Source organism: Streptomyces sp. PA03-3a (assembly GCF_033792735.1).
Classification (GTDB): Bacteria; Actinomycetota; Actinomycetes; order Streptomycetales; family Streptomycetaceae; genus Actinacidiphila.
Window position 1 is genome coordinate 42,021 of sequence record NZ_JARAVM010000035.1, and the last position, 21,560, is coordinate 63,580.

The following is a 21,560-nucleotide window of genomic DNA, read 5'->3' on the forward strand; positions in this document are numbered from 1 at the left end:
CCGTGAAGGCTAACACAGTGCTCAAATCTCTCGTAAGCGACTTTGTAATTTTATGAGTAACTGACGCCGATTAAGGTCGTTTCGATCGGTATGCATTGACCGGATAACTTGATTGTGGCGTGTCAAATGTAAATGTTTGCTCATGTCTTATTTGGGCTCCTGTTGACTGCCGGTTGCCTGTGAGGCGTCTGTGGCGGGTGGGTTTGTGGGTGCTCTGATGTGGTCAAATCGGCACTGATCGGCGTCTGCTGGTGGGTGGGTGCTGTCGCTTCGATGGGCCCGGCGGAATGTGTGGTTCCGGATCGGGTGAAGATCTCCTCCTTGATCTCTCATGGAGATTTCTTGAAGGAGGCGTGATGCTTTTTTGGCCCCTGGGCGACCTTCGTGGGCTGCTCGGCGCTGCCGTGCGACATGTCGGGGGAGTCCCCGGCGGCCGCGGGGCGGTCGGTGTGGTTCCGCCGTCGCGCGGTTTTGTGGCTGCCTCCGCCTGATCGCTTCCTGCTCCCTGACGCCCCTGCCGGTCCCGTGCAGGACTGGCTATACCGGTTGCCCCGGCCGCTGCTCGCTGAGTGCACGCATACTCGCGTGAACGGTGGGCTGTAGCGGGGCGCCCATGCGCGAGGTCGCCGAGTGGCGGCGGCGCATTCATCCCCCCAGGAGAACCATCCGTGTCTACGACACGACCGCGGCCCAAGCGCCGTCGTTTCGCTGTGGCTGTTGCCGTCGGCGCGCTGTTGGCCGGCCTTCCAGCGGCCGGTTTCACGCCCGCTGCGGCCGCCGCCTCTGCCCAGGAGCCTGCCAAGCAGCCGCCGTCGCAGCCCGACCAAGGCGACACCCCCGAGTCGCTGGCTCTGGCCAAGGCAAAGAAGACCGACAAGGCGGTCGACGTCCCGAGCCTGCGGACGGAGACCAGCGAGGTCAGCGCCCACCCGGACGGCACCTTGGTGGCTACCGAGCACACCCGCCCGGTGCGCACGCTCAAGGACGGCGCGTGGACGGCGATCGACACCAGCCTGCGCACCGTCGCAGGCGGAGCGCTCGCACCTGAGGCCTCGCTGGCGGACGTGCGGTTCTCCGGCGGTGGTGACCGGGCGATGGTCACCATGTCCAAGGCGGGGAAGACGCTGCGGCTGACCTGGCCCACGGATCTGCCCAAGCCGGTTCTGGACGGCGACACCGCCGAGTACCACTCGGTGCTTCCGGACGTGGACCTGCGCCTGACCGCCACCGATACCGGTTTCTCTCAGGTGCTGGTGGTCAAGACGGCCGAGGCCGCCCACAACCCCGCGCTTGCCACGCTGCGCCTGGGGATGGACGGTGACGGCCTGAAGGTCACCGAGCGCTCGGACGGCTCCTTGGCCGCCGTGGACGAGGCGGCCGGCGGGACGGTATTCACCGCGCCGAAGCCGATGATGTACGACTCGACCGATGCCGCGGACTTCGGTCCCGGGGCCCCGGCCACAGAGCCGCTCGCCGGGGAGGCCACGGAGCGGTCATCCCTGCGTGCGGCAGCTGGCGCGGATGACGAGGTCGCTAGCGATGAGGCTGCCAGTGATGATGGGGCCAGTGATGAGGGTGGCGGAGAGGAGCCGGGCAGCGGCCTGGACGGCGGCGATCACTCGGCCCCGCTGGATGTGTCGGTCGCAACGGACCAGAAGTCGATGACGCTGATTGCTGACGCGGACATCCTGACCGGTGACCACACGGTCTACCCGGTGATGATCGACCCGACCTGGGAAACCCCAGTGACCACCAACTGGGCGGGGGTTTCCAAGGCCTACCCCTCCCAGCCCTACTGGCACTTCTCCTACAACGGTGACTACGTCAGTACGTTCGGCACCGGCTACTGCGCCGACGTCGACACCGGTTGCGCGCCTGGCGACGTCAAGCGGGTCTTCTACCAGATCCCGGTCAGCAAGTTCTCCGGCAAGCATGTGCTGTCCGCGCAGTTCAGCGTCCACGAGACGCACTCGTACTCCTGCTCGGCCCGGCCTGTGCATCTGTGGACGACCAAGGGCATCAGCAAGTCCACCGACTGGGACGCCCAGAAGGTCTCCGGTTTCTGGATCAAGGACCTGCAGACCGTCTCGGCCGCCTACGGATACTCCGGCTCGTGCCCGGCGGCGGACCTGGAGTTCGGCGGCACCTCCGGCGCGGTCAAGGACCAGGTTCAGTCCGCCGCGACCAGCGGCGCCTCGTCGATGACCTTCGGTCTTCGGGCTGGCGATGAGACGGACGCCTACGGCTGGAAGCGGTTCTCCGACGACGCGTCGCTGACCGTGCGCTACAACCTGCCGCCTCGGCAGGCTCCCATGACCGCCCTGTCCATGGCGCCCGGCTCGGTCTGCTCGACGTCTCCGGTCCCCATCAACAAGCTGCCCCAGGTCACTGCGACGCTCACCGACCCCGACTCCGGGGAGAAGATCGGTGCACAGTTCGCCGCGGCGTGGGACGACGGCACCGGGTTCAAGCGCCGCTGGTGGTCCACCGGCGCCGAAGCCACGGCTCCGGCGTCCAGCACGTTCAAGGCGTCCGGCTCGTCGTTCTCCTACCCCCTGCCGACTGCGATCCCGCTCAACAAGACCGTCGGCTGGGAGGTGCGTGCCTGGGACGGCGGCGAGTGGGGCCCGTGGAGCTCCACCGGTGACGCGCCCACCGACTGCTACTTCAACGTCGACACCACTGTCCCGGACGGCCCGCGGATCCGCTCGAACGACTACGTCGGCGAAATGACCCACAGCGACAACCTGCCGTGGACCGACGGGGTGGGCCGATACGGCACGTTCACCTTCGACTCGGCGGCCACCGACGTGGTCAAGTACCGCTGGTCCATCGACACCGCCCCCACCGTCATCCATGACGTCGCCACCACAAACGGTGACCTGAAGGCCGTCCAGATCATGCCCGATCGGTCCGGCCCGCGATGGCTGACCGTCACGGCGGTCGACGGCGCTGGCAAAGAATCAGAGCCCGAGCCCTATTACTTCAACGTGCTCGAAGGTCAGTCGGCCCGGGCCGGATGGAGCATGGACCAGTCCGACACCACCATGACCGGCCGCGGCGGCGACCTCCCCGCCGAGCTTTCCGGAGCGGCGGCTCAGAGCACCGCCGGACACCGCGGGTCCGCACTGACTACCGACGGCGCCCTGCCCAGCTACGCCGCCACCGAGCGGGCCATCCTCGACACGTCGGCCAGCTACACCGTCTCCGCGTGGGTGAACACCGCCAACGCCGCCACCTCCACCCAGGCCGCGGTCAGCCAGAACGGCCGCTACATGTCGGCGTTCTTCCTCGGCATCCGCGGCGGCAAGTGGGAGTTCTCCACCTACAACGCCGACGTGGCCACCGGCTGGGTCCGCTACCCATCCGCCTCCACTGCGCCGGTCACCACGGGCCAGTGGACGCACCTCCTCGGCGTCGCCGACGCCACCACCAAGACCATGACGCTGTACGTCAACGGAGTCGCAGCCCCGTCGGTGACGGTGCCGTCCTTGTGGAACGGCCCGAAGCCCTTCGAGATCGGCAGCTCCTGGTACAAGGGCGCGCAGATCGACCCCTGGAACGGCAAGCTGGACGACGTCAAGGTGTGGGACCGCGCCCTGAGCACGGCCGACATCGCCAAGGTCGCCCAGGACACCGCTCTGACCAGCGGCCTGCCCGCCCGCGCGGTGTGGGACTTCGACGCACCGTTCAAGACCCTCACTGAAGGCGGACTGCTCACCACCATCGGCAACCCCGAGGCCGACGCACTGCAGCTCCTCAACGGCCCCACCCCGTCGCAGGGCGGCGTGATCGACCAGGCGGTGAAGTTCGACGGCGTCAACGCCTACGGCATCACCTCACGGCCGCAGCTCGACGGCACCCGCTCCTTCTCCGTCACCGCATGGGCCAAGACCCCCGTGCCTGCCGCGGGAGACACCAAGGCGAAGATGGTCCTGACCCAGAACGGCGTATACAACAACGAACTGTCGCTGTACTACTCCGCCTCCGACAAGCGGTGGGTGTTCGGCCGCTACCAGGCCGACACCTCCACCGCCACCTTGATCAAGGCATCCGAGCCCGCCGGCTGCACGCCTGGCACCACCACCAACGGCATGTTCTGCGCCGGACCCACCACCAATGAGTGGACCCACCTGCTCGGCGTCTACGACGCCGCAGCCGGCAAGATCCGGATGTACGTCAACGGCCGACTCACCGGCGAAACCGCCTACACCGCCACCGGTGCCTTCCCGCACAAGGAGTTCCAGGTCGGCGCCGTCTACCGGGCAGGCGTCCGCGACGAGTTCTTCTCCGGCTTGATCGACGACATTCACGTCTTCGACCGGATCCTGACGCCGCTGGAAGCACAGTCCATGGTCCAGCGCAGCCCGGTCATCGCCGGCCGCTGGGCCTTCAACACCGCCACCGGCTCGCCGTTGTCCTCCCCGGACGGCTCCAAGGCCAACCACCCGGCCGTGCTCGCCAACCAGGCGAGCATCGACCCGGTCAACGCCCTGCTGCCCTCCGACCCGCCAGGTGCGCTCGGTCTGAACGGCACCAGCGACTACGCCACAGCCTCCGTGGGCCTCCACACCGGCCAGAGCTTCAGCCTTGCCGGATGGGCGCAGACCGCCGGAGAGCCCACCCGGGACATGACCGTTCTGTCCATGGCTGGCACTGCCGAAAGCGCGGTTACCGTGCGCTGGCACTACCTGGGCACCGTCGACGGCATCGTCACCGGCACCTGGACCGTTGCCGTCACCAACGGCGACGGACCGAAGGACAAGGACGGCAACCCCGCCGTGCGGACCACGCTCTCCCACACCTATGACGCGAGCCTGCGCATCGGGTGGAACCACCTGGCCGTCACCTATGACGCCTTCACCGACCAGCTGTCGCTCTACGTGAACGGCAACCTGGAAAACCAGGCCTGCAGCGAAACCAACCCCGACGACTGCACCGGCTACACCTCCTGGGGCAGTGCCAAGCAGCCCTTCGAAGCCACCGGTGGCCTGCAGTTCGGCCGCAACCGCACTGGCAGCGTCTGGACGGAGTACTTCTCCGGTCAGATCGAGGATGTGTGGGCCTACCAGGGCGTGCTGAGCGCAGCGCAGATCATCCAGCTCGCCGACTTCAGCGCCGAGCTGCCCACGCCTGACGCCTGACGCCTGACCGACACGAGACCGCACGGGTGCGGGGGCCGGACACGCCAACTGTCCGGGCCCCGCACCCCGGCCCCACGGTCCTCCGTCCCAGCCCTGGCCGCGCCCCTACCGCCGGTCGCGAGCTGTGGGGGTGGAGAGCCGGCCCGCTCATCGACAGCGAGCTGCGACGTCAGCCGCTTTTGCCAGCAGAAAGAAGCGTTTCCAGTCATGCGCATACCTCGGCCAACAGGCCGCAGAGCATCGACGATCGCCACTGTCGTGGCCGCCACCTTGGCGGCATCGCTCTTGCAAGCTCTGCCGCAGGCGATCCCGGCAGCAGCCAGCACCGGCAGGCCGGCCATCCCCACCGCCGACAAGCCCGTCCCCGGCCACGCCAACACCCACGTCAAGGCACGTAAGCACCACAAGCCGAAGCCGCCCAAGGCGCCCAAGGTGATCTGGCCGCGCAGCGGCGCGGCCGACGTCGACCTGGCGGCTACACCGCACCGTGCCACCGGCCTGCCCGTCACCGTCGGTGCCGCCACACACCGCCATAACGCGGCAAGCGAACACGGCACAAAGAAGACCACGGCCGCGAACACCCCCGGCAAGGCGACCGTCCGCGTCCTGGGCCGCGACGCAGCCCACAAGGCCGGCGTCGACGGCGTCCTGCTGACCGTCACCGGCGCCGACACCACCGCCACCACGGCCGGTGCCGCCAAGGTCACCGTCGACTACAGCGGCTTCGCGCAGGCTGGCGGCGCCAGCTACGGCGCGCGCCTGCGCATGGTCCAGCTCCCGGCCTGCGTCCTCACCACCCCCGACAAGCCGGCCTGTCACACCCCCACCGAGCTGCCCGGAGCCAACAACCCCGAGCAGCAGACGGTGACCGCCGACGCCGTGGCCGTGCCTGCCGCCAAGACACAGTCGGCGGGCGTCATTGCCATGACCGTCCTGGCGGTCACCGCCAGTGCATCCGGCCCGACCGGCGACTACAAGGCCAGCCCGCTGAGCTCTTCCTCTACCTGGAAGACGCAGCTCAACACCGGTTCCTTCTCGTGGTCGTACGCCATGCCGATGCCGTCGGTACCTGGCGAACTCGCGCCTACCGTGGGCTTGGCCTACGACTCCGGCGCCCTTGACGGCCGTACCGCCAACAGCAACAACCAGTCGTCCTGGGCCGGTGACGGCTTCGACATCGGCTCCAATTTCATCGAGCGTGCCTACAAGGCGTGCGGCGACGACGGCGTCAAGACCAATGGTGTCGAGCCCGGCGACCTGTGCTGGGGCTATGACAACGCCACCATCAGCTTCGACGGGCACTCCGGTGAACTGATACCCGTCGGTACCGACGAATGGCGCATCAAGGGCGACGACAACACCAAGGTTGTCCGCAAGCGCGACACCGCCCGCGGTAACGGTGACAACGACGGCGAGTACTTCATCGCCACCACCACCGACGGCACCCAGTACTACTTCGGCTACAACCGCCTGCCCAACTGGGCCTCCGGCAAGACCGAAACCCAGTCCGTCTACACCGTGCCCGTCTTCGGCGACGACAGCAGCGAACCCTGCCACGCCACTGCCTTCGCCGACTCCTGGTGCCAGCAGGGCTGGCGGTGGAACCTGGACTACGTCCTGGACACCGACGGCAACGACATCACCTACTGGTACAAGCAGGAGACCAACTCCTACGGCCGCAACCTCAAGGCCACCGACGACACCCCCTATGTGCGGGGCGGCGTGGTGGACCACATCGAGTACGGCCAGCAGAAGGCCGACATCTACTCGAGCACGGTCAAGCCGATGGCCAAGGTCACCTTCGGCACTGCCGAGCGCTGCCTGCCGCAGCCGGGTGTCACCTGCGACCCGGACACCATCGACACCCAGCGCCAGTACTGGTACGACACGCCCTGGGACCTGAACTGCAAGGCCGGCACCGACTGCACCACCCAGTTCTCCCCGGCCTTTTTCACCCGCACCCGGCTGACCAAGGTCACCGCTCAGACCCTGCAGGCCGACGGCACCTACAAGGACATCGACTCCTGGGCTCTTGGCCACAAGTGGGGCACCTCCGGCGCCGAGTACCAGCTGCTGCTGGACTCCATCCAGCACACCGGATCCGACGCGACCACGTCGATCACCCTTCCGAAGACCACCCTCAGCTACACCGCGATGGTCAACCGGCTGGACAAGGTCGGTGACGGGCGATCGCCGTTCATCAAGCAGCGCCTGAGCACCATCGACGACGAACTCGGCGCCCAGACGGACATCAACTACTCCGCGGCCGCATGCGACGCGGACCACCTGCCCACACCGCAGAGCAACACCACCCGCTGCTTCCCGCAGATCTACCAGCCCTCCAACGAGGTCGCCGCCACCACAGAGTGGTTCAACAAGTACGTCGTCGACGCCGTCCTCCTGACCGACCGCACCGGCGGATCCCCCGACCAGGTCACCAACTACACCTACCTCGGTGACGCGGCTTGGGCCTTCGACGACGACGAGGGACTGACCAAGGACAAGCTCAAGACCTGGTCCCAGTGGCGCGGCTACGCCCACACCCGGGTCCAGACCGGCGGCGTCGACACCATGAAGACGCAGGACGACCACTACTTCCTGCGCGGCATGAACGGCGACCGCACCGACCCCACCGACGCCACCAAGACCCGCACCGTCACCGTCCCCGACGGCCAGGGCACCACCCTCACCGACGACCCGGCCTGGGCCGGCTTCGAGTACCGCACCGAGACCTACAGCGGACCGGGCGGGAAGATCCTCAACAAGACGGTCAACGCCCCCTGGAAGAAGGAGACCGCCAAGCGCGTCCGCTCCTGGGGCACGACCACCGCCAACCTCACCGGAACCGGGACCACCCGCACCTTCACCTCACTCGACGACGGTGACGGCGCCCAGTGGCGGGAAACCCGCACCGACACCAGCTTCGACGCCTACGGGCGCCCGACACAGACCGACGACTTCGGCGACCAGGCGACCGCAGTCGACGACCGGTGCATCCGCACCACCTACGCCGACAACACCACCGCCTGGATCCTCGACACCCCCGAGCACACCGAGACCGTCGCCGCCAAGTGCTCCGCCACGGTGGACCGCACCACCAAGGCCGACGGCACCTCCGCCGTCCTGTCCGACGTCCGTATCCGCTACGACGGCCAGGCCTACGGCACCGCCCCCACCAAGGGCCACCCGAGCGTGACCGAGACGCTCAAGGACATCACCGGCACCAAAGCCACCTACCTGGACGACGCCACCACCTACGACCAGTACGGGCGCGACCTGACCACCACGGACCTGGCCTCCACCACGGTCTTCGACACCACCGGCAGCCCAGGCCCGGTCACCACCGCCCAGAGCAACCCGCGGACGACCACCACGGCCTACACCCCGGCCACCGGCCGCCCCACCCAGGTCAAGGTCACCACTCCGCCCGCAGTCGTCGGCTCCTCGACCACGGCCCAGACCACCACCACGACCCTCGACCTGCTGCGCGGCCTGCCCACCACCACCGTCGACGCCAACACCCTGCGCACCGACGTCGTCTACGACGCCCTCGGCCGCATCGTGAAGGTCTGGCTGCCCAACCGCTCCAAGGCCAGCAACCAGACCCCCAACCAGCAGTTCACCTACAACCTGACCGAAGGCAAGATCGCCGCCACCGCGGCCGCCACCCTCAACAACGACGGCACCCAGGACACCACCTACACCCTGCTGGACGGCTTCGGCCGCACCCGCGAAGTGCAGGCACCCGGAGACGGCGGCGGACGCCTGATCGCCGACACCTTCTACGACGACCGCGGCCAGCCCGTCCTGACCTACGCGCCCTACTACGCTAGCGGCGCGCCCAGCAGCACTCTCTTCAAGATCGAGGACGTCGCCAACCTCGACTCGCAGACCGCCACCGAGTACGACGGTTTGGGACGCGAGACCAAGACCACGCTGCTCGCCGGCAACGGCATGGGCACACCGATCTCCAACACGAGGACCATCTATGGTGGCGACCGCACCACAGTGATCCCCCCGGACGGCGGCACTCCGACCACCACGCTGTATGACGCCGACGGCCACGCCACAGAGCTGCGTGAGTACACCGACAAGAGCGGTACCGCCACGGGCCCTTACCAGGCCACCAACTACGGCTACGACCCGGCGGGCAACCTCACCCGCCTGACCTCCGCCGGTGCCACCTGGACCTGGACCTACGACCAGCTCGGCCGGCAGATCAAGGCCGTCGACCCTGACTCCGGCACCACCACACCCACCTACAACGACCGCGGTGAACAGACCAAGGTCAAGGACGGCCGCAACAAGACCGTCGCCTTTGTCTACGACAACCTCTCCCGCGTCACCGAGACCCACGACGGTTCGGAGACCGGCCCCCTGCTGACCAAGCAGGCCTGGGACCCCGCCGGGAACAAGGGCATGCCGGGCACCTCCACCCGCTACGCCACCATCGGCGGGACCACGTACCAGTACACCTCCACCCCGAGCCTGTACGACGCGCTGTACCGGCCCGCCCGCACCACCGTCGTGGTGCCCTCCGTATCCGGCCAGGAAAAGCTCGCCGGCAGCTACATCCTCGGCACCACCTACAACCTCGACGGCACCGTCAAGTCGGTGAGCTACCCGGCCGCGGGAGCCCTGGCCGCTGAAAGCGTCGCCTACACCTACGACGCCCAGCACCGCCTGGACACCGTCACCAGCAACCTGGTCAGCTACCTCACCGACCAGGCCTACAGCCTCACCGGCAAGCCCACGCAGTCCACCCTTATGGCCACCGCGGGCAAGAGCACCTGGATCACCAACGCCTACGAGCACGGCACCCAGCGACTGGCCAGCAGCCGTACCGACCAGGAAGGCGTCACCGGCGCCGCACGCGCCGCCGCCTACACCTACGACAAGGCCGGCAACATCACGGCCCTGACCAACACCGCCCGCACCGGCACCGACAACCAGTGCTTCAACTACGACGGTCTCGCCCGACTCACCAACGCCTGGACCACCACCAACGCCACCTGCGGCACCACCCCCGACAGCAGCAAGCTCGGCACCGTCGCGCCCTACTGGACCAGCTACAGCTACAACCCCGACGGAACCCGAAAGAGCGAAACCCAGCACGACCTGTCCGGCGACCCGTCCAAGGACACCACCCGCGCCTACACCTACCCGGCGGGCGGCGACCACGAGCTCGACAGCGTCACCACGATCGTCGGCAACATCGGCGCGCCGACGACCGACAGCTACCTGTACGACGACGCAGGCAACACCACCGAACGGCACCTCCACCCTGCCCTCGGCCAGACCAGCGACCAGATCCTCACCTGGGGCACCGAGGACCACCTCGACAAGGTCGTCGACACCGTCAAGACCAGCAGCGGCACCAGCACCAAGACCACCGACTACGTCTACGGCTCCGACGGCAGCCGGCTGACCGCCCACACCCTCGACACGGGCAACCCGTCCGCCGAGAACACGACCTTGTACCTCGGCGGCACCGAGATCAACTACGTCAAGGGTGCCACCGCCGCCACCGCCACCCGCTACTACGGCCTCGCCGGCGCGACAGCCGTCCGGAGCGACAGCAATCAGGTCACCTTCGAGGTCGACGACCACCACGGCACCGGCGTGAGCAACATCAACGCCACCACCGGAGCCCTGACCCAGCGTTACACATCGCCGTTCGGCACCGACCGCGGTGCCAAGCCCGCCAACTGGGCCGGCAGCCACGGCTTCATCGGAGGAACCACCGACGCAACCGGCCTGACCCACCTCGGCGCCCGCGACTACGACCCCACCACCGGCCGATTCATCAGCGTCGACCCGATCCTGGCCAGCGCCGACCCCCAGTCCCTCAACGGCTACGCCTACAGCAACAACAACCCCCTCACCCTGTCGGACCCCTCGGGGCAACGACCCGAGGGCGCGTGCAGCGGCCGCTGCGGCGGCGGGAGCCAGGAGTACTGGACCGGCGGCCCTGGCGACTGGCAATACACCATCGTCACCCCCAAGAAGTCGACCGGGAAAAAGCACACCTTCAAGGTCCAGCACATCTACTTCGGCAAGCCCAGGAAGAGCTGGAGTGCGACGGTCACCTACCAGGCCAAAAAGAAAAAGGTCGAGCAAAAAGCCAAGAACAATCGCCAGGTCTACATCGGCCACGACGAGTTCGGCGTTCGATTCTATGCCCCGGAAGAATTCGGCGAGGCCTACAACGAAATAAGGAAGACGGCTGCCCTCACAGCCGCCAGCGTCCTCATCTCACCGCTCGTCGACGCGTACAACTGCGTCGCACACGGAGACAGCGAGGCCTGCGCCTGGACCGCGGCGACCATCTTCACCGCCGGCGAAGCATCCATCGAACGCCTGGCCTTTGCCGGATTCGAAGCGGAGACAGCGAGCGCCAGTCGCGAGGTCGCCTCAGCCCTCAAGGAGGGCTGCAGCTTCACCTCCGACACGCCGGTCCTAATGGACGACGGCACAACCAAGCCCATCGCCACCGTGAAGAAGGGCGACAAGGTCGAAGCGGCAGACCCCGACACCGGAAAGCACCGTGAAGGCCACACCGTCACAGCCACCCTGGTCAACCACGACTACGACTTGGTAGACGTCGCAATCCGCCAGGCCGACGGCGCCGTCATCACCCTCCACACCACCGCCAAGCACCCCTTCTGGAACGACACCCGCCGCACGTGGGTACCCGCAGGGAAACTGAAGGCTGGCGACGCACTCAACACCGTCGACAACACCCAGGTTCGCGTCGTCAAGGTGACGATCCGCCTCGGTGACCGCGACATGTACAACCTCACCGTCGCGGATCTCCACACGTACTATGTGCTGGCGGGGGCTACGCCGGTGCTTGTTCACAATTCACAGACGTGTGGGCCCATTTATGAGAATCCGGGACATCACGACCCGGTAGGCGGACCCAATCCGTATAACCCCGCCAAGGGGGTATTGCCGGCTGATGCGGAACAACAGTTTGCCAACAGTGTCCAGGTGGGCAAGGTGCGTTGGACGAAGATCGGTTCCGGGAGAAAGGCCGTATACTACCGTTACTCCCAGCACACCGACGATGTCTGGCATTTCAGTGGAAGTAGTAATGGGGTCACAAAGTCCGGGACGTCGGTTCCTATTCCGCTGGATGATATTCCGATTTCGGTCAGAAGGGGTTAAGGGTTGAGGTTTCTGACCAACGACGGTCGATTTGGCCTTCTTGTCGACCGGGTAGCGAGTTCGGGTGAGTCCCGATTTCAATTGATCATCGACGGTAGGTTGGTCGGGGCCGCTGACTCGGGCTTTGCCTACGGGGCCTTCGAGGAATTGGGGGACCTTCCGTGGTTTTCGGATAAGAGGCTCAGCCTACTTTCCGAGGACCCGGACGTCGTCCTGGCGGTGTTGCTATCCGAGGAGGAACTCCACGATCCTGCAACCTTGTCTCTCACGGAGTCACTGGATCGATGGCTCATCCAAGGCTATGTTTACGAGGGCAGCGTTACCATGCTGGCTCGACCGTACGAGGGCGGATCCCTGGTGGGTCCTACCCTGATCTCCGTTGTGAGATCCGCTGAATTTGCCACGATCGTCGAAATGGCTCGCGGCTATTGGGCTCAAGGCGACGAGCGCTTCAGATCGACACCGTGGCGAGTGAAATTCGGTTCGGATGACGGCGAGAAGCGCATGTAGGAGGCGGTGCAGTTGAGGCCTTTGCGGACGACGCGTCATGAGATGCCAGCGTCGCTTCGGTCTGGCTGATGAGACAGAGTGCCCCACTGGCTGCTGCCAGTGGGGCACTCTGTCTGTGGGCACAGGGCGAGCTGTGTTGGTCAACTCCCTTGGAGTGGTGTGTCGACGGCCACTCGGTATGGCCCGGCTGCCGGGGCTTGCGTCAGGCCACTCCGAACAAGTGGCCGAGTTGAGTGACCAGCGATGCGGTTGCGCTGCCGGCCACGGCGATGGCCGCAGGTTCGGCCTGAGTGTGCATCTGCAGCCAGGTACGCCGCAGGAGGCCGGCATCAGGCTCCCTGTCTTCTTCCTGCGCGGCCGTGAGTTCCGCTTCGATGACCTCTGCGTCGGCGATCAGCGGCTCACTGGAGGACGGCCGGACCGGAGCCCGCCAGCCTAGGGAATCGGGGAGCTGGAGCGGCAGGATGCGCAGACGAGGGGACTGCGTGGTCCGTAGCGATGGATGGGGGCGGCACACAGCATGCATGGGCCGATCTCCCAGGGCGGACACTTCAGCTGGGTGGCAACCGCTGAGCGCTCGCGAGGAGTCAGCCGGAGCTGAATGGGGCGGCTCGGCTGGCGGTGGGTGGCGTCGTGGGCCTCGTCGAAGGTGTGCAGGCCGATGGCTGAGGCCATCTCGCGCCGGGGACGAGGATCGCTGGTCCCGTATCGCTCCTCACCGTAGCGGCAGGAACTGTCGAGGTCCTGCTCGGCGTAGGTGACCGGCTCGTCGTCCGGGCCGGACTCGGGCGGGCTGTCGCTCTCGCCGGTGAGCTCCTGCCACTGCCGTACATCTCGGGCGAGGGCCCACAGGTAAGAGATCCGCTTGGGGTCGTGCCGGTTTCGGGCGCGCACGGCGAGGTGTTCGCCGTCTGCGCTGGTGACGACGAGTTCGTCCAGGGAGGTGGCGCGTTCCTGTGGGATGCACAGGGCGGGCAGGAACCAGCCGCTGTGCCATCTGCCGCAGGCGTGCCCGGTTTCTGGGCAGGTGCGCTCGCTGACGGGGGTGCACTTCCAGATCTGCAGGTGCCGCACGCCGCCACGGATCATCATGGTCAGGGGGGAGGCAATGCGTTGCCAGGGCACGTTGTCCACTCGGGTCCAGGGCACTCGGTCGATCAGGGCGGAGGTCTCGTCCCCGGTCACCCACAGCGGAGCGATGTTGAGGGTTCTGGCGTTGGCGGAGCGGCGACGTACGGTGCTGGCGCTGACGGGGGAGTACTGCGCTTCCCATCCGACACTTCCGCCCGCTCCGGTCACCAGTACGTCGGTGATCACCTTGCCGTCTTCGGACCGGGCCTCGGTCTGCACCTGGAGCCCGTGCCGGGACGCGGTGCGAGCGATCCGCTCCTTCATCGCCTTGTGCTTCTCGCTCTCCTGTGGCGTAGCGACATGGGTGAGCGGCAGGTGGGCCGCCACCCAAGCCACGGTGCCGCCGCGGCGCTGCCGGCGTACGAACATCCAAGGCGTCTTGTCAGCCAGTGCGCACTGGCATTGGCCGCCGTCGTAATCCCTCAGGCACTGCAGAAGATCCCGGGCTCGTTGTCCGACTGACTGCGTGATTTCCTCGAGTAGCCCGGGCCGTTCCGGGTGGCCCAGATCATCGCGAGTCAGATTGATCTTTATGCCGTACTTAGTATGGAAAACCCCGTTGGCCATGCGATTGACCGTAAAGCGCCGCACGTGTGCAGGGAAGAGTGCCGGCGAGGCCGCGTCCGAATTCGTGTTGTGGTCCGCGCGCGAGGTCGCGTGATTCGGGCGACGGCAAAGTTCGGTCAGCGGATCAGTGGCGCCATTGCAGAGCAATGCGAGCGCTCGCTCCCCCCAGTCACTCCAGGCCGGGCGGCGGCAGTGTCGTGGCCGGGCGCCGCACCGTACGTCTGCCGCGGCGTACCTGGGATCCGACGGCGTCAGGGGCCCGGGGCGGTCCCGCAGGAAGGGTAGGCCTTGGGCGGCGATTTCCTGACGCTGCTGGGCTGTTGACCGCAGGCTGAGCAGCTGTCGCGCGCGGGTGTCCTGAGAGGCCGGGATGATGCCGGGATAGACGTCGATGATGGATGCCGCTGTCTGCCAGTCCCGTTCGCCGGCATCGGCGGGCGGCATCAGGAGGGCTGCACCCTCGAAGGCAGAAAGCTCGGCGAAGAGCGAGAGGCGGTCGGGTGGAAGCTTCACCAGCCATCGCTTCATAGCGGCGGCCTGACGGGGACGGTCCTGGAACTGCCTGCCCAGCCGACGCAGTCGCTTGGCGAACTGGCGGGCCAGCGCCCGGCTGATGATCCCGGCGATGGCATGGGCCTGAGTGAGCTCGACGTCGGTCAGGAACGCGTTGAGGTCGCCGGATGCCGGCCTGTTCTCGGAGCCCACAGGGCCTTCCTTCGAGGTGCTGGTAGTTCTCCGGCCGCCCGGATTTGCCCCGGTGTGCGGAACGGTTCTCGGTGGGGCGGCGGGCTTCCCTCGTACGTGAACCCGCGCCGGATGGCCCCTGGCGTTAGATCTGCTCATACAGCGCACCGTCGTGCCAGTAGAAATCGGCGTCGAGTTCTTGGGCTCCGACTGTGAGCGACTCCCTGTGACGGGAAGCCGTCTCGTCGGCCGTTCCCACGGATGCGCAGGGCTCAGGGACCGCGGCGGCGTGATCCGTGACAGCCAAACAGGCCTGGCATGCATCGGTGAGGCGCCAAATGCGGCCCCCGGCGCTGCAGCTCAGGAGCAGGAGGATCGTCCCGTCGCAGCCGCGGTGGCGTGGATGCCAGCGGCAGCCGAGCTCGCCGCACCGGCAGGTCCGCAGATGACCGGGAAGCGGCTCGGCTCGGGCATGTTCGGCCAGGTGGTTCAGGACGACTGCCCGCGTCGTAGCAGGCCCCGGATCGACGGGGACGCGGCCACAGTGCGGGCAAGCCAAGGTCTGTCCGCCAGGGCTGGGTCGGACCTCGAGTGTCCAGGTGCGCCTGACCGTGCGGAAGACCGTGCCGTGCCCCATGACGAGCTGCCCTCCCTGCGTGGTGGTGAGTGGTTCTGCCGACCCCCGTGAGGCTGGGGGAGTACCGGTGGCGGCACGGTAGTGCAGACGTCTGCCCTGTTCTTCGGTCGTGTCGGCCAGGCAAATAGGGCAGAGGTCTGCACTGACAGGGCAGGGTGCTGCACCGTGCGATAGAGCGGTGACGATCACTCCGCCGCCCGACCCGAACCTCGACGCGCTCCGCCAGGAGCTGTCACGACTGCGGGCCGAACGCGGCTGGACCTACGACGAACTCGCCGCCCGAACAGGTCTGTCACGCCGCACATTGATCGAGATCGAACAGGGCCGCACGATCGGCACCCTCGCCACCTGGCACGCTCTCGCCCATGCCCTCGGCGCCCCGCTCGACCAGCTCTTCGGCACCCTCTGCGCAGGCCACGAACCCCCCACCCAGCCAGCCACCTGACCGGCCTCGCAAGCCTCAAGGGCTCTCACGGCCGCATGGAGCGACGTCACCCGAAACGGCGATCGGTAGCGAACGCGTGGACGACGAAACGAACTCCAGCACGACTGGTGCGGCTGCCAAGGTGACCCCAGCGGCCTGGTCAGCCCACGTGTAGCGTGTCGGCCGCCATCGTCTGCGGTCATGCGCTCGACGAACAACTCTTTCGCTGACGACGACTTCTCCTGGGACGGCAGCCGGAAGAACTACCGGCCGCGCCGGACGCTGCGTATTGACGCGGACAGCCCGAGCCGGCTGCTGCGTTCCGCGCAGGGCGGCCGCTGCGACTTCTGCAGGAACCGGGTGGAGTGGTACCAGCGCCCGGGCAACACTCCTGTTCCGCTCCATCCTGACGAGTTGCCCGCAGGGTCGGTTCCGCCGGGGGAGCGTTGGCATGTCTCCTCCGGGGTTGCCCATGCTTCCCATGACGGGAGTGCCTGGTGCCGGGTACGACATCACGCCGTGTGCCCGGCCGACCCGGCCCGCAATCGCAGCCTGCTGCTGCAGGAGACACAGCGGGCGCTGGGCTTGACCTCGCGCCGACTCCAGGACGCCGGGGTCTTCACGCCACGTCCCGAGGAGGAGCCCGCCCCACCCGCGCCACTCCCGCCTGTTCGCCCGGTCGTCGGCCTGCTCTACTCCCGCTTCCTCGCGCCCGGCGCGCTGGAGGATCTTCAGTGTGTGGCGCACACCCGTACCCGCCGCCGCTGTGCTCTGCCGGTCCCGGACCCGCAAGCTTTGCCCGGTACGTGGCGACTGGAACCCGTGGACCCGCTCCTGCGCCCCGATGACAGCAGGCTGCCGGCCGAACGGGAGGTGATGGCGGTCTACGACCTGACCGGTCTGCCTTACGCGGAGCAGCTGCGGTGGCACAAGCAGCGCTGCCCGACACACGCGGCCATCGACGAGGCTGCGGACCACGCGCGCACTGAATGGGAACCCTTCGACCTGGGCCGCCACCGTCAGCACATCCGCGACCAGCTTCCTGACTCGTCGCCCGCCCCGCGCCGTGACCCGGGATGAACCCCCTGCCCTCGAGCGACCGCTCCGATTGGCTGCCCCGCTCGCGCGAGCCCGGCGGCCGCTGCGACCACGCCCCGCCCGCAGACCCTGCCGTGGAAACCTCGCTACCCCGCTCCTGGCCGCCGTCACCCGCGCCCGTACCCGCCTCCACTGCGGCGGTCTGACCTGGATCAACGATCACCCGCCGGAAATGTCCACCCGGCAACCAACCCGGCATCCGCCGCTGCGTCGAGCTGACCCGTCACCGTCGGCACGGAACAGGCGTCACGCGACCGCTGACGCGTCCGCCGACGTGGTGGCTACTTGCTCGGCGTTCGGCGGGAGCAGCCAGCAGCGTCCACACCCGACCGGACGCGGCGGGGCCGGCGGCCTGTGTCTGCCCGCCGACCCGCGGCCCGGGGCGCAGCACCGTATCCCGAGCCAGCCCTCCGGCGGACAGGGGCCGACCCCAACCGGCCGGAGTGTCCGGCACCGCGCTGCACTGCGCTGGGTCACACTGGCGAAAGGAAGCCTGAACAGCCGAGGGGGCGTGAGCGCCGAGACAGTCGATCGCTGCGGGCCGTGGACCGTCAAGGAGGTCCTGGCTCTGCCCGAAGACTCGCACCACCGGATCGAACTGGTCGGTGGTGCCCTACTCATGACCCCGAACCCCGATATTCCCCATCAGCGGGCCCGCCACCGACTACAGGTGCTCCTGGCCACGGCCATCGAGTCCCGGCCGGCGCAGCCCTGGCAGGTGCTGGCAGCAGTCAACGTCGCCGTACCCGACGGGCTGCTCATTCCCGACCTGGTAGTGGCCGACCTCGAGGCCGCGGCCGACACTGATGCAATGCTGAACGCCCGCGACGTCGCCGTCGCCGTCGAGATCGCCTCGGCGGCCACGAGGGTCACCGACCGGACGCTGAAACCAGCCTTGTATGCGACGGCCGGTATTCCTCACTACTGGCGTCTGGAGCTGGACCCCGCGCCGCGGCTGCACCTCGGGCGCCTCGAAGGCGGCAACTACGTCGACCGCCAGGTCCCACCCGGCCAGACCACCGCCGTAACCGAGCCCATCCCTCTCGACATTGATCCAGCCCAACTGGTGAAGCAGTAGCCAGCCCAGAAAAGGACAGCACCGCACACCGAGCCATCGAGCCAGACACCGCGTCCGCGGATACCGAGTGGACGGCGGAGCGCGTGAACCGGCTGCTCCGCATGGCCAACGCGTGGTCGGCTCTACTGATCGAGGCGGCGGTGGACGCTCGTCGGGGTCTGCCGGGCTGAGACGCAGCATGTTCTGAAACATCCAGGCTCGCGCGGGCAGCAGCTGGTTCCAGACGAGGCGCTGCGCCTGGACCCACGCTCCAAGCTTCACCCTGCCCCGTGGTCTCGCCCGGGGTCGTGCCCCGACCGCGGCGGCAGTACCAACGGCTGCCGCTGCAGCGCCCTCCTCCTTCGCTGGACTTGCGGCGGTGCCGTCCCGGCGTGCCCGGGGAGCCATCATGGTGGCACCTGGTGCTACCTGATAGCACCAGGTGCCACCCCGAAGATTATGGCGGTAGGTATGACAGCGCAGCCGGAAATCACCCAGCGCGATTTGCGCACCAGGTCGAAAGAGATCATGGACGCTGTTCAAGGCGGCCAGACATTCATCATCACCCGGGACGGCCACCGCATCGGTGAGCTGGTTCCGCTGCGGCGGCGTCGGCGGTTCATTCCCCGCGGCGAGTTCGCCGCCATGTCCAAGGCCGCCCCGGATGTTTCGCTGGACGCGTTCCGGGCTGACCACGATGCCACTGCCGATCAAGAGCCGGGTGATCCTTACGCTTCCTAATGGTCAAGCCGCGCTGGTGACTACTGGTGTGCTTTGGGCACCGTCGGTCACGGACGAGTGCCCACACCACCACGCTCGCCGAACACGCTGGCGTCTCCCTACCCTCAGCTAGCCAGCACACCACCGTCCTGCGCAACGCCGGCCTGATCACCACCACCCGCACCGGCAGCGCCATACTGCATACCCTCAGCCCCCTGGGAGAGGCCTTCCTCCGCAGCGACACCGCCTGTCCCTGAGCCTCAATCAGCACAGTCGCAGGGCCCGGTGCAGGTATCCCGGGGGAGCCGGGCGGGTTCGAAGAGCGGATGGGACTTCGGCCCGGCGTCAGGGCGTGCGGGACCGCATCAAGCCCGCAGTCCGGCAGCGCCAGATTGGCGTCAGTCTCGGTGTAACCCCTGTGGCATCTGTTCGGCGGTCAGTGCGGGGCGCACAGAAGCCGTCCCCACACTGACCCCCAGGCCCTTCTAGGACGCATCCCGTTGCTCGTCTTGAGCGTCGGCGCCTTCCTCTCCGCGTGTCGGCTGTCGGCTGTTGGCTTGATGCCAGGCCGTGTACAGCACTCCTGCGGCCGTGCTGACGGCGATGATCTGCTCGGAGGAAAGCCCCAGGGTGATCAACGCCACGGTCGCCACAACGATGAGAGCGAGGGCACAGAGGTTCACGTAGGTCTGACGCATCAATTTCCTTCGGCCTACTGGGGTTTTGGCGACATGGCCAGCTTGCCGGGCCGGGTGATCGGCGAGAAAGTTTGATCTTTTGATCAAGCGAATCAAATGCCATACTGATGCGATCAAATCAAGGGGGAGTCGTGGGTAACAGGCGGAGGCGGGGCCACCCGTGGGCGCCGATGGAAGACCTGAGCCCTCCCATGAGCAGCATCGTTGTGCTGCTGCGTGAGGTGATTGACGAAAGCGGAATAGGGCTACGCGGCTTGGCGGAGAAGCTCAAGGCCGAGCCCTGGGAGGGGCCGCGGTTTCCCGGGTACCAGACGCTGTCAAAGCGCCTCAAAGGGATAGGCCTGCAGAACGAGCCGCGCCTGATCTACGCCATCATCGCCATTTGCACGGAGGAGGGCCGCCAAGAGCAGGTGAGGGAACGGGTTGCGGAGCTCCTGGCAGACGCCCGTGGTGCCGCGGTCACCGCCGGGGGCACCCCGCGCAAGCAGTCGATTGCAACGGACCGGCAACTGGTCGACGCTCTGGCCGAGATCAACACACTGCACAAGAAGATGGAACGGCTGCGGCGCAGAGCTGAGCGCGCCGAGAACAGGCTCACGAAGGCCCGTGAACTCCTGGCCGCAGGCAGCCGGGACACATCCGTGCATCCGTCCCCGCCCAAGCGCACCGTGGGAAGATCCGGCACCTCCGACACCATCGCGCCACAACAGATCGCTGCCGTCGGCCGCGTTCGACGCGAGACCCCTGCGGCGCCGACCGCACCCGGGCTCCTGCGCTGGAAGGACAGCGCGAGCGCCGAGGAGGTCATCACCTTCTTGAACGCGGTCCCGGACCTCCAGCGACGCACGGCTTCCTCGCTGCGAGAAGCTTTCGACAGCGTGCTGGACGGCGAGAGGACCGGCCGCTACGACCTCGCCAGGCTACACAAAGCCGAGAAGACGTATTTGAGCAGCAGAATCGAGCACTTCCTCGGGCAAGCATGGGGGCTCAGGAAACGCACCGTCGACAGCCGCTTGCGCGATGTGCCGCTGCGCTTCACCTGGACCTCCACGTGGATGCTGAGGCCGGAGCACGTCGGGCGCGTGTGCCTGCTGGTACGTGCCAGCGACAGCAAGTCCCGATGGAGCCTGGGGGTGCTAGCCGTTGCGCCCGAACACCTCAGCCTCACGTCGAACCGGGACGGGGCAGCGGCTTTGTCGGTCGCTGGCAGGAACGCCGTCCATTGGCTCTTTGAGGACGCTGTGCTGCCGGGGAATGTGTTGCTCCACCTTGACCAGCGCACTTTGGCGCGGGTCTTCTCGCCCATGGATGACGTGGCCGCGGACCATGCCCAGGGACGCACAAACAACCTTTTCCGGGTCGTGCAGGGGCAACTGCTCGACCGCTCCGCCGTACGCACCGTGGCGATGGACCCGGACAGCCCGAAACGCGTGCGCGAGGCCCGCAGGAACCTTTTGACTGAAGGCATTTTCGTGCTGGGACATCATGGAGACCAACCCCGGATCGCTACAGCACTCGGACTGCCTCAGCCCAACAAAGGCGAGTGGGTCAGCGTCAGGGTCGTTCGCCGGCAGCCCAGCGACGGCGAAGCTCCCTCTGTCGAGATCGACGGCGAGGAGTGGAGAATCGCCGCCCCCGACGACCCCATCGAAAGCGCGCCATACGTCTACTGAGCAGTGCTGTTGCTCCAGGGGTGGGTAGTTGGCATGCTGGTTGGTCG

The 21,560-nt window shown here is 67.3% G+C and carries 10 protein-coding genes; 8 read left to right on the forward strand and 2 right to left on the reverse strand.

Features of this window, described 5'->3' with window-relative positions; all coding sequences use genetic code 11:
• Positions 1-668: 668 nt before the first annotated feature.
• From PV342_RS32650 to PV342_RS32660, 3 genes are all read left to right on the forward strand, one after another.
• Positions 669-5,144 (forward strand): LamG domain-containing protein, encoded by a 4,476-nt coding sequence (locus tag PV342_RS32650; RefSeq protein ID WP_500319827.1) that lies wholly within the window; start codon positions 669-671, stop codon positions 5,142-5,144.
• Between the two features lie 258 nt (positions 5,145-5,402).
• On the forward strand, positions 5,403-12,314 hold the full coding sequence (locus PV342_RS32655) for a polymorphic toxin-type HINT domain-containing protein (protein WP_500319830.1): 6,912 nt from the start codon (positions 5,403-5,405) through the stop codon (positions 12,312-12,314).
• A gap of 3 nt (positions 12,315-12,317) precedes the next feature.
• Positions 12,318-12,824 carry a hypothetical protein gene (locus PV342_RS32660; RefSeq protein WP_500319832.1) on the forward strand — a complete coding sequence of 169 codons (507 nt, stop codon included), beginning with the start codon at positions 12,318-12,320 and terminating at the stop codon, positions 12,822-12,824.
• 435 nt (positions 12,825-13,259) lie between these two features.
• Here PV342_RS32660 and PV342_RS32665 read toward each other — a convergent pair whose 3' ends face one another.
• Positions 13,260-15,227, reverse strand: a complete 1,968-nt coding sequence (locus PV342_RS32665) for a competence protein CoiA family protein (protein ID WP_500319833.1) — start codon at positions 15,225-15,227, stop codon at positions 13,260-13,262.
• 794 nt (positions 15,228-16,021) lie between these two features.
• Here PV342_RS32665 and PV342_RS32670 point away from each other — a divergent pair.
• The 4 genes from PV342_RS32670 to PV342_RS32685 all read left to right on the forward strand — a co-directional run bounded on the left by PV342_RS32670 (position 16,022) and on the right by PV342_RS32685 (position 19,163).
• On the forward strand, positions 16,022-16,288 hold the full coding sequence (locus PV342_RS32670) for a helix-turn-helix transcriptional regulator (RefSeq protein WP_500319835.1): 267 nt from the start codon (positions 16,022-16,024) through the stop codon (positions 16,286-16,288).
• A gap of 180 nt (positions 16,289-16,468) precedes the next feature.
• The gene (locus PV342_RS32675) at positions 16,469-17,347 is read left to right on the forward strand and encodes a DUF6083 domain-containing protein (protein WP_500319836.1); all 879 of its coding nucleotides are present in this window, start codon (positions 16,469-16,471) and stop codon (positions 17,345-17,347) included.
• A gap of 529 nt (positions 17,348-17,876) precedes the next feature.
• The gene (locus PV342_RS32680; RefSeq protein WP_500319837.1) at positions 17,877-18,443 is read left to right on the forward strand and encodes a Uma2 family endonuclease; all 567 of its coding nucleotides are present in this window, start codon (positions 17,877-17,879) and stop codon (positions 18,441-18,443) included.
• A 450-nt stretch (positions 18,444-18,893) separates the two neighbouring features.
• The gene (locus PV342_RS32685; RefSeq protein ID WP_500319839.1) at positions 18,894-19,163 is read left to right on the forward strand and encodes a type II toxin-antitoxin system Phd/YefM family antitoxin; all 270 of its coding nucleotides are present in this window, start codon (positions 18,894-18,896) and stop codon (positions 19,161-19,163) included.
• Between the two features lie 464 nt (positions 19,164-19,627).
• On the opposite strand, the gene PV342_RS32690 is transcribed toward PV342_RS32685, so the two are convergent.
• A complete protein-coding gene (locus PV342_RS32690; protein ID WP_500319841.1) occupies positions 19,628-19,840 on the reverse strand; it encodes a hypothetical protein in 213 nt (70 codons plus the stop codon).
• 191 nt (positions 19,841-20,031) lie between these two features.
• Between PV342_RS32690 and PV342_RS32695 the strand changes: the two genes are divergently transcribed.
• Entirely contained in the window at positions 20,032-21,513 is a 1,482-nt protein-coding gene (locus PV342_RS32695; RefSeq protein ID WP_500319843.1) for a NaeI family type II restriction endonuclease, read from the forward strand.
• Positions 21,514-21,560: the final 47 nt, after the last annotated feature.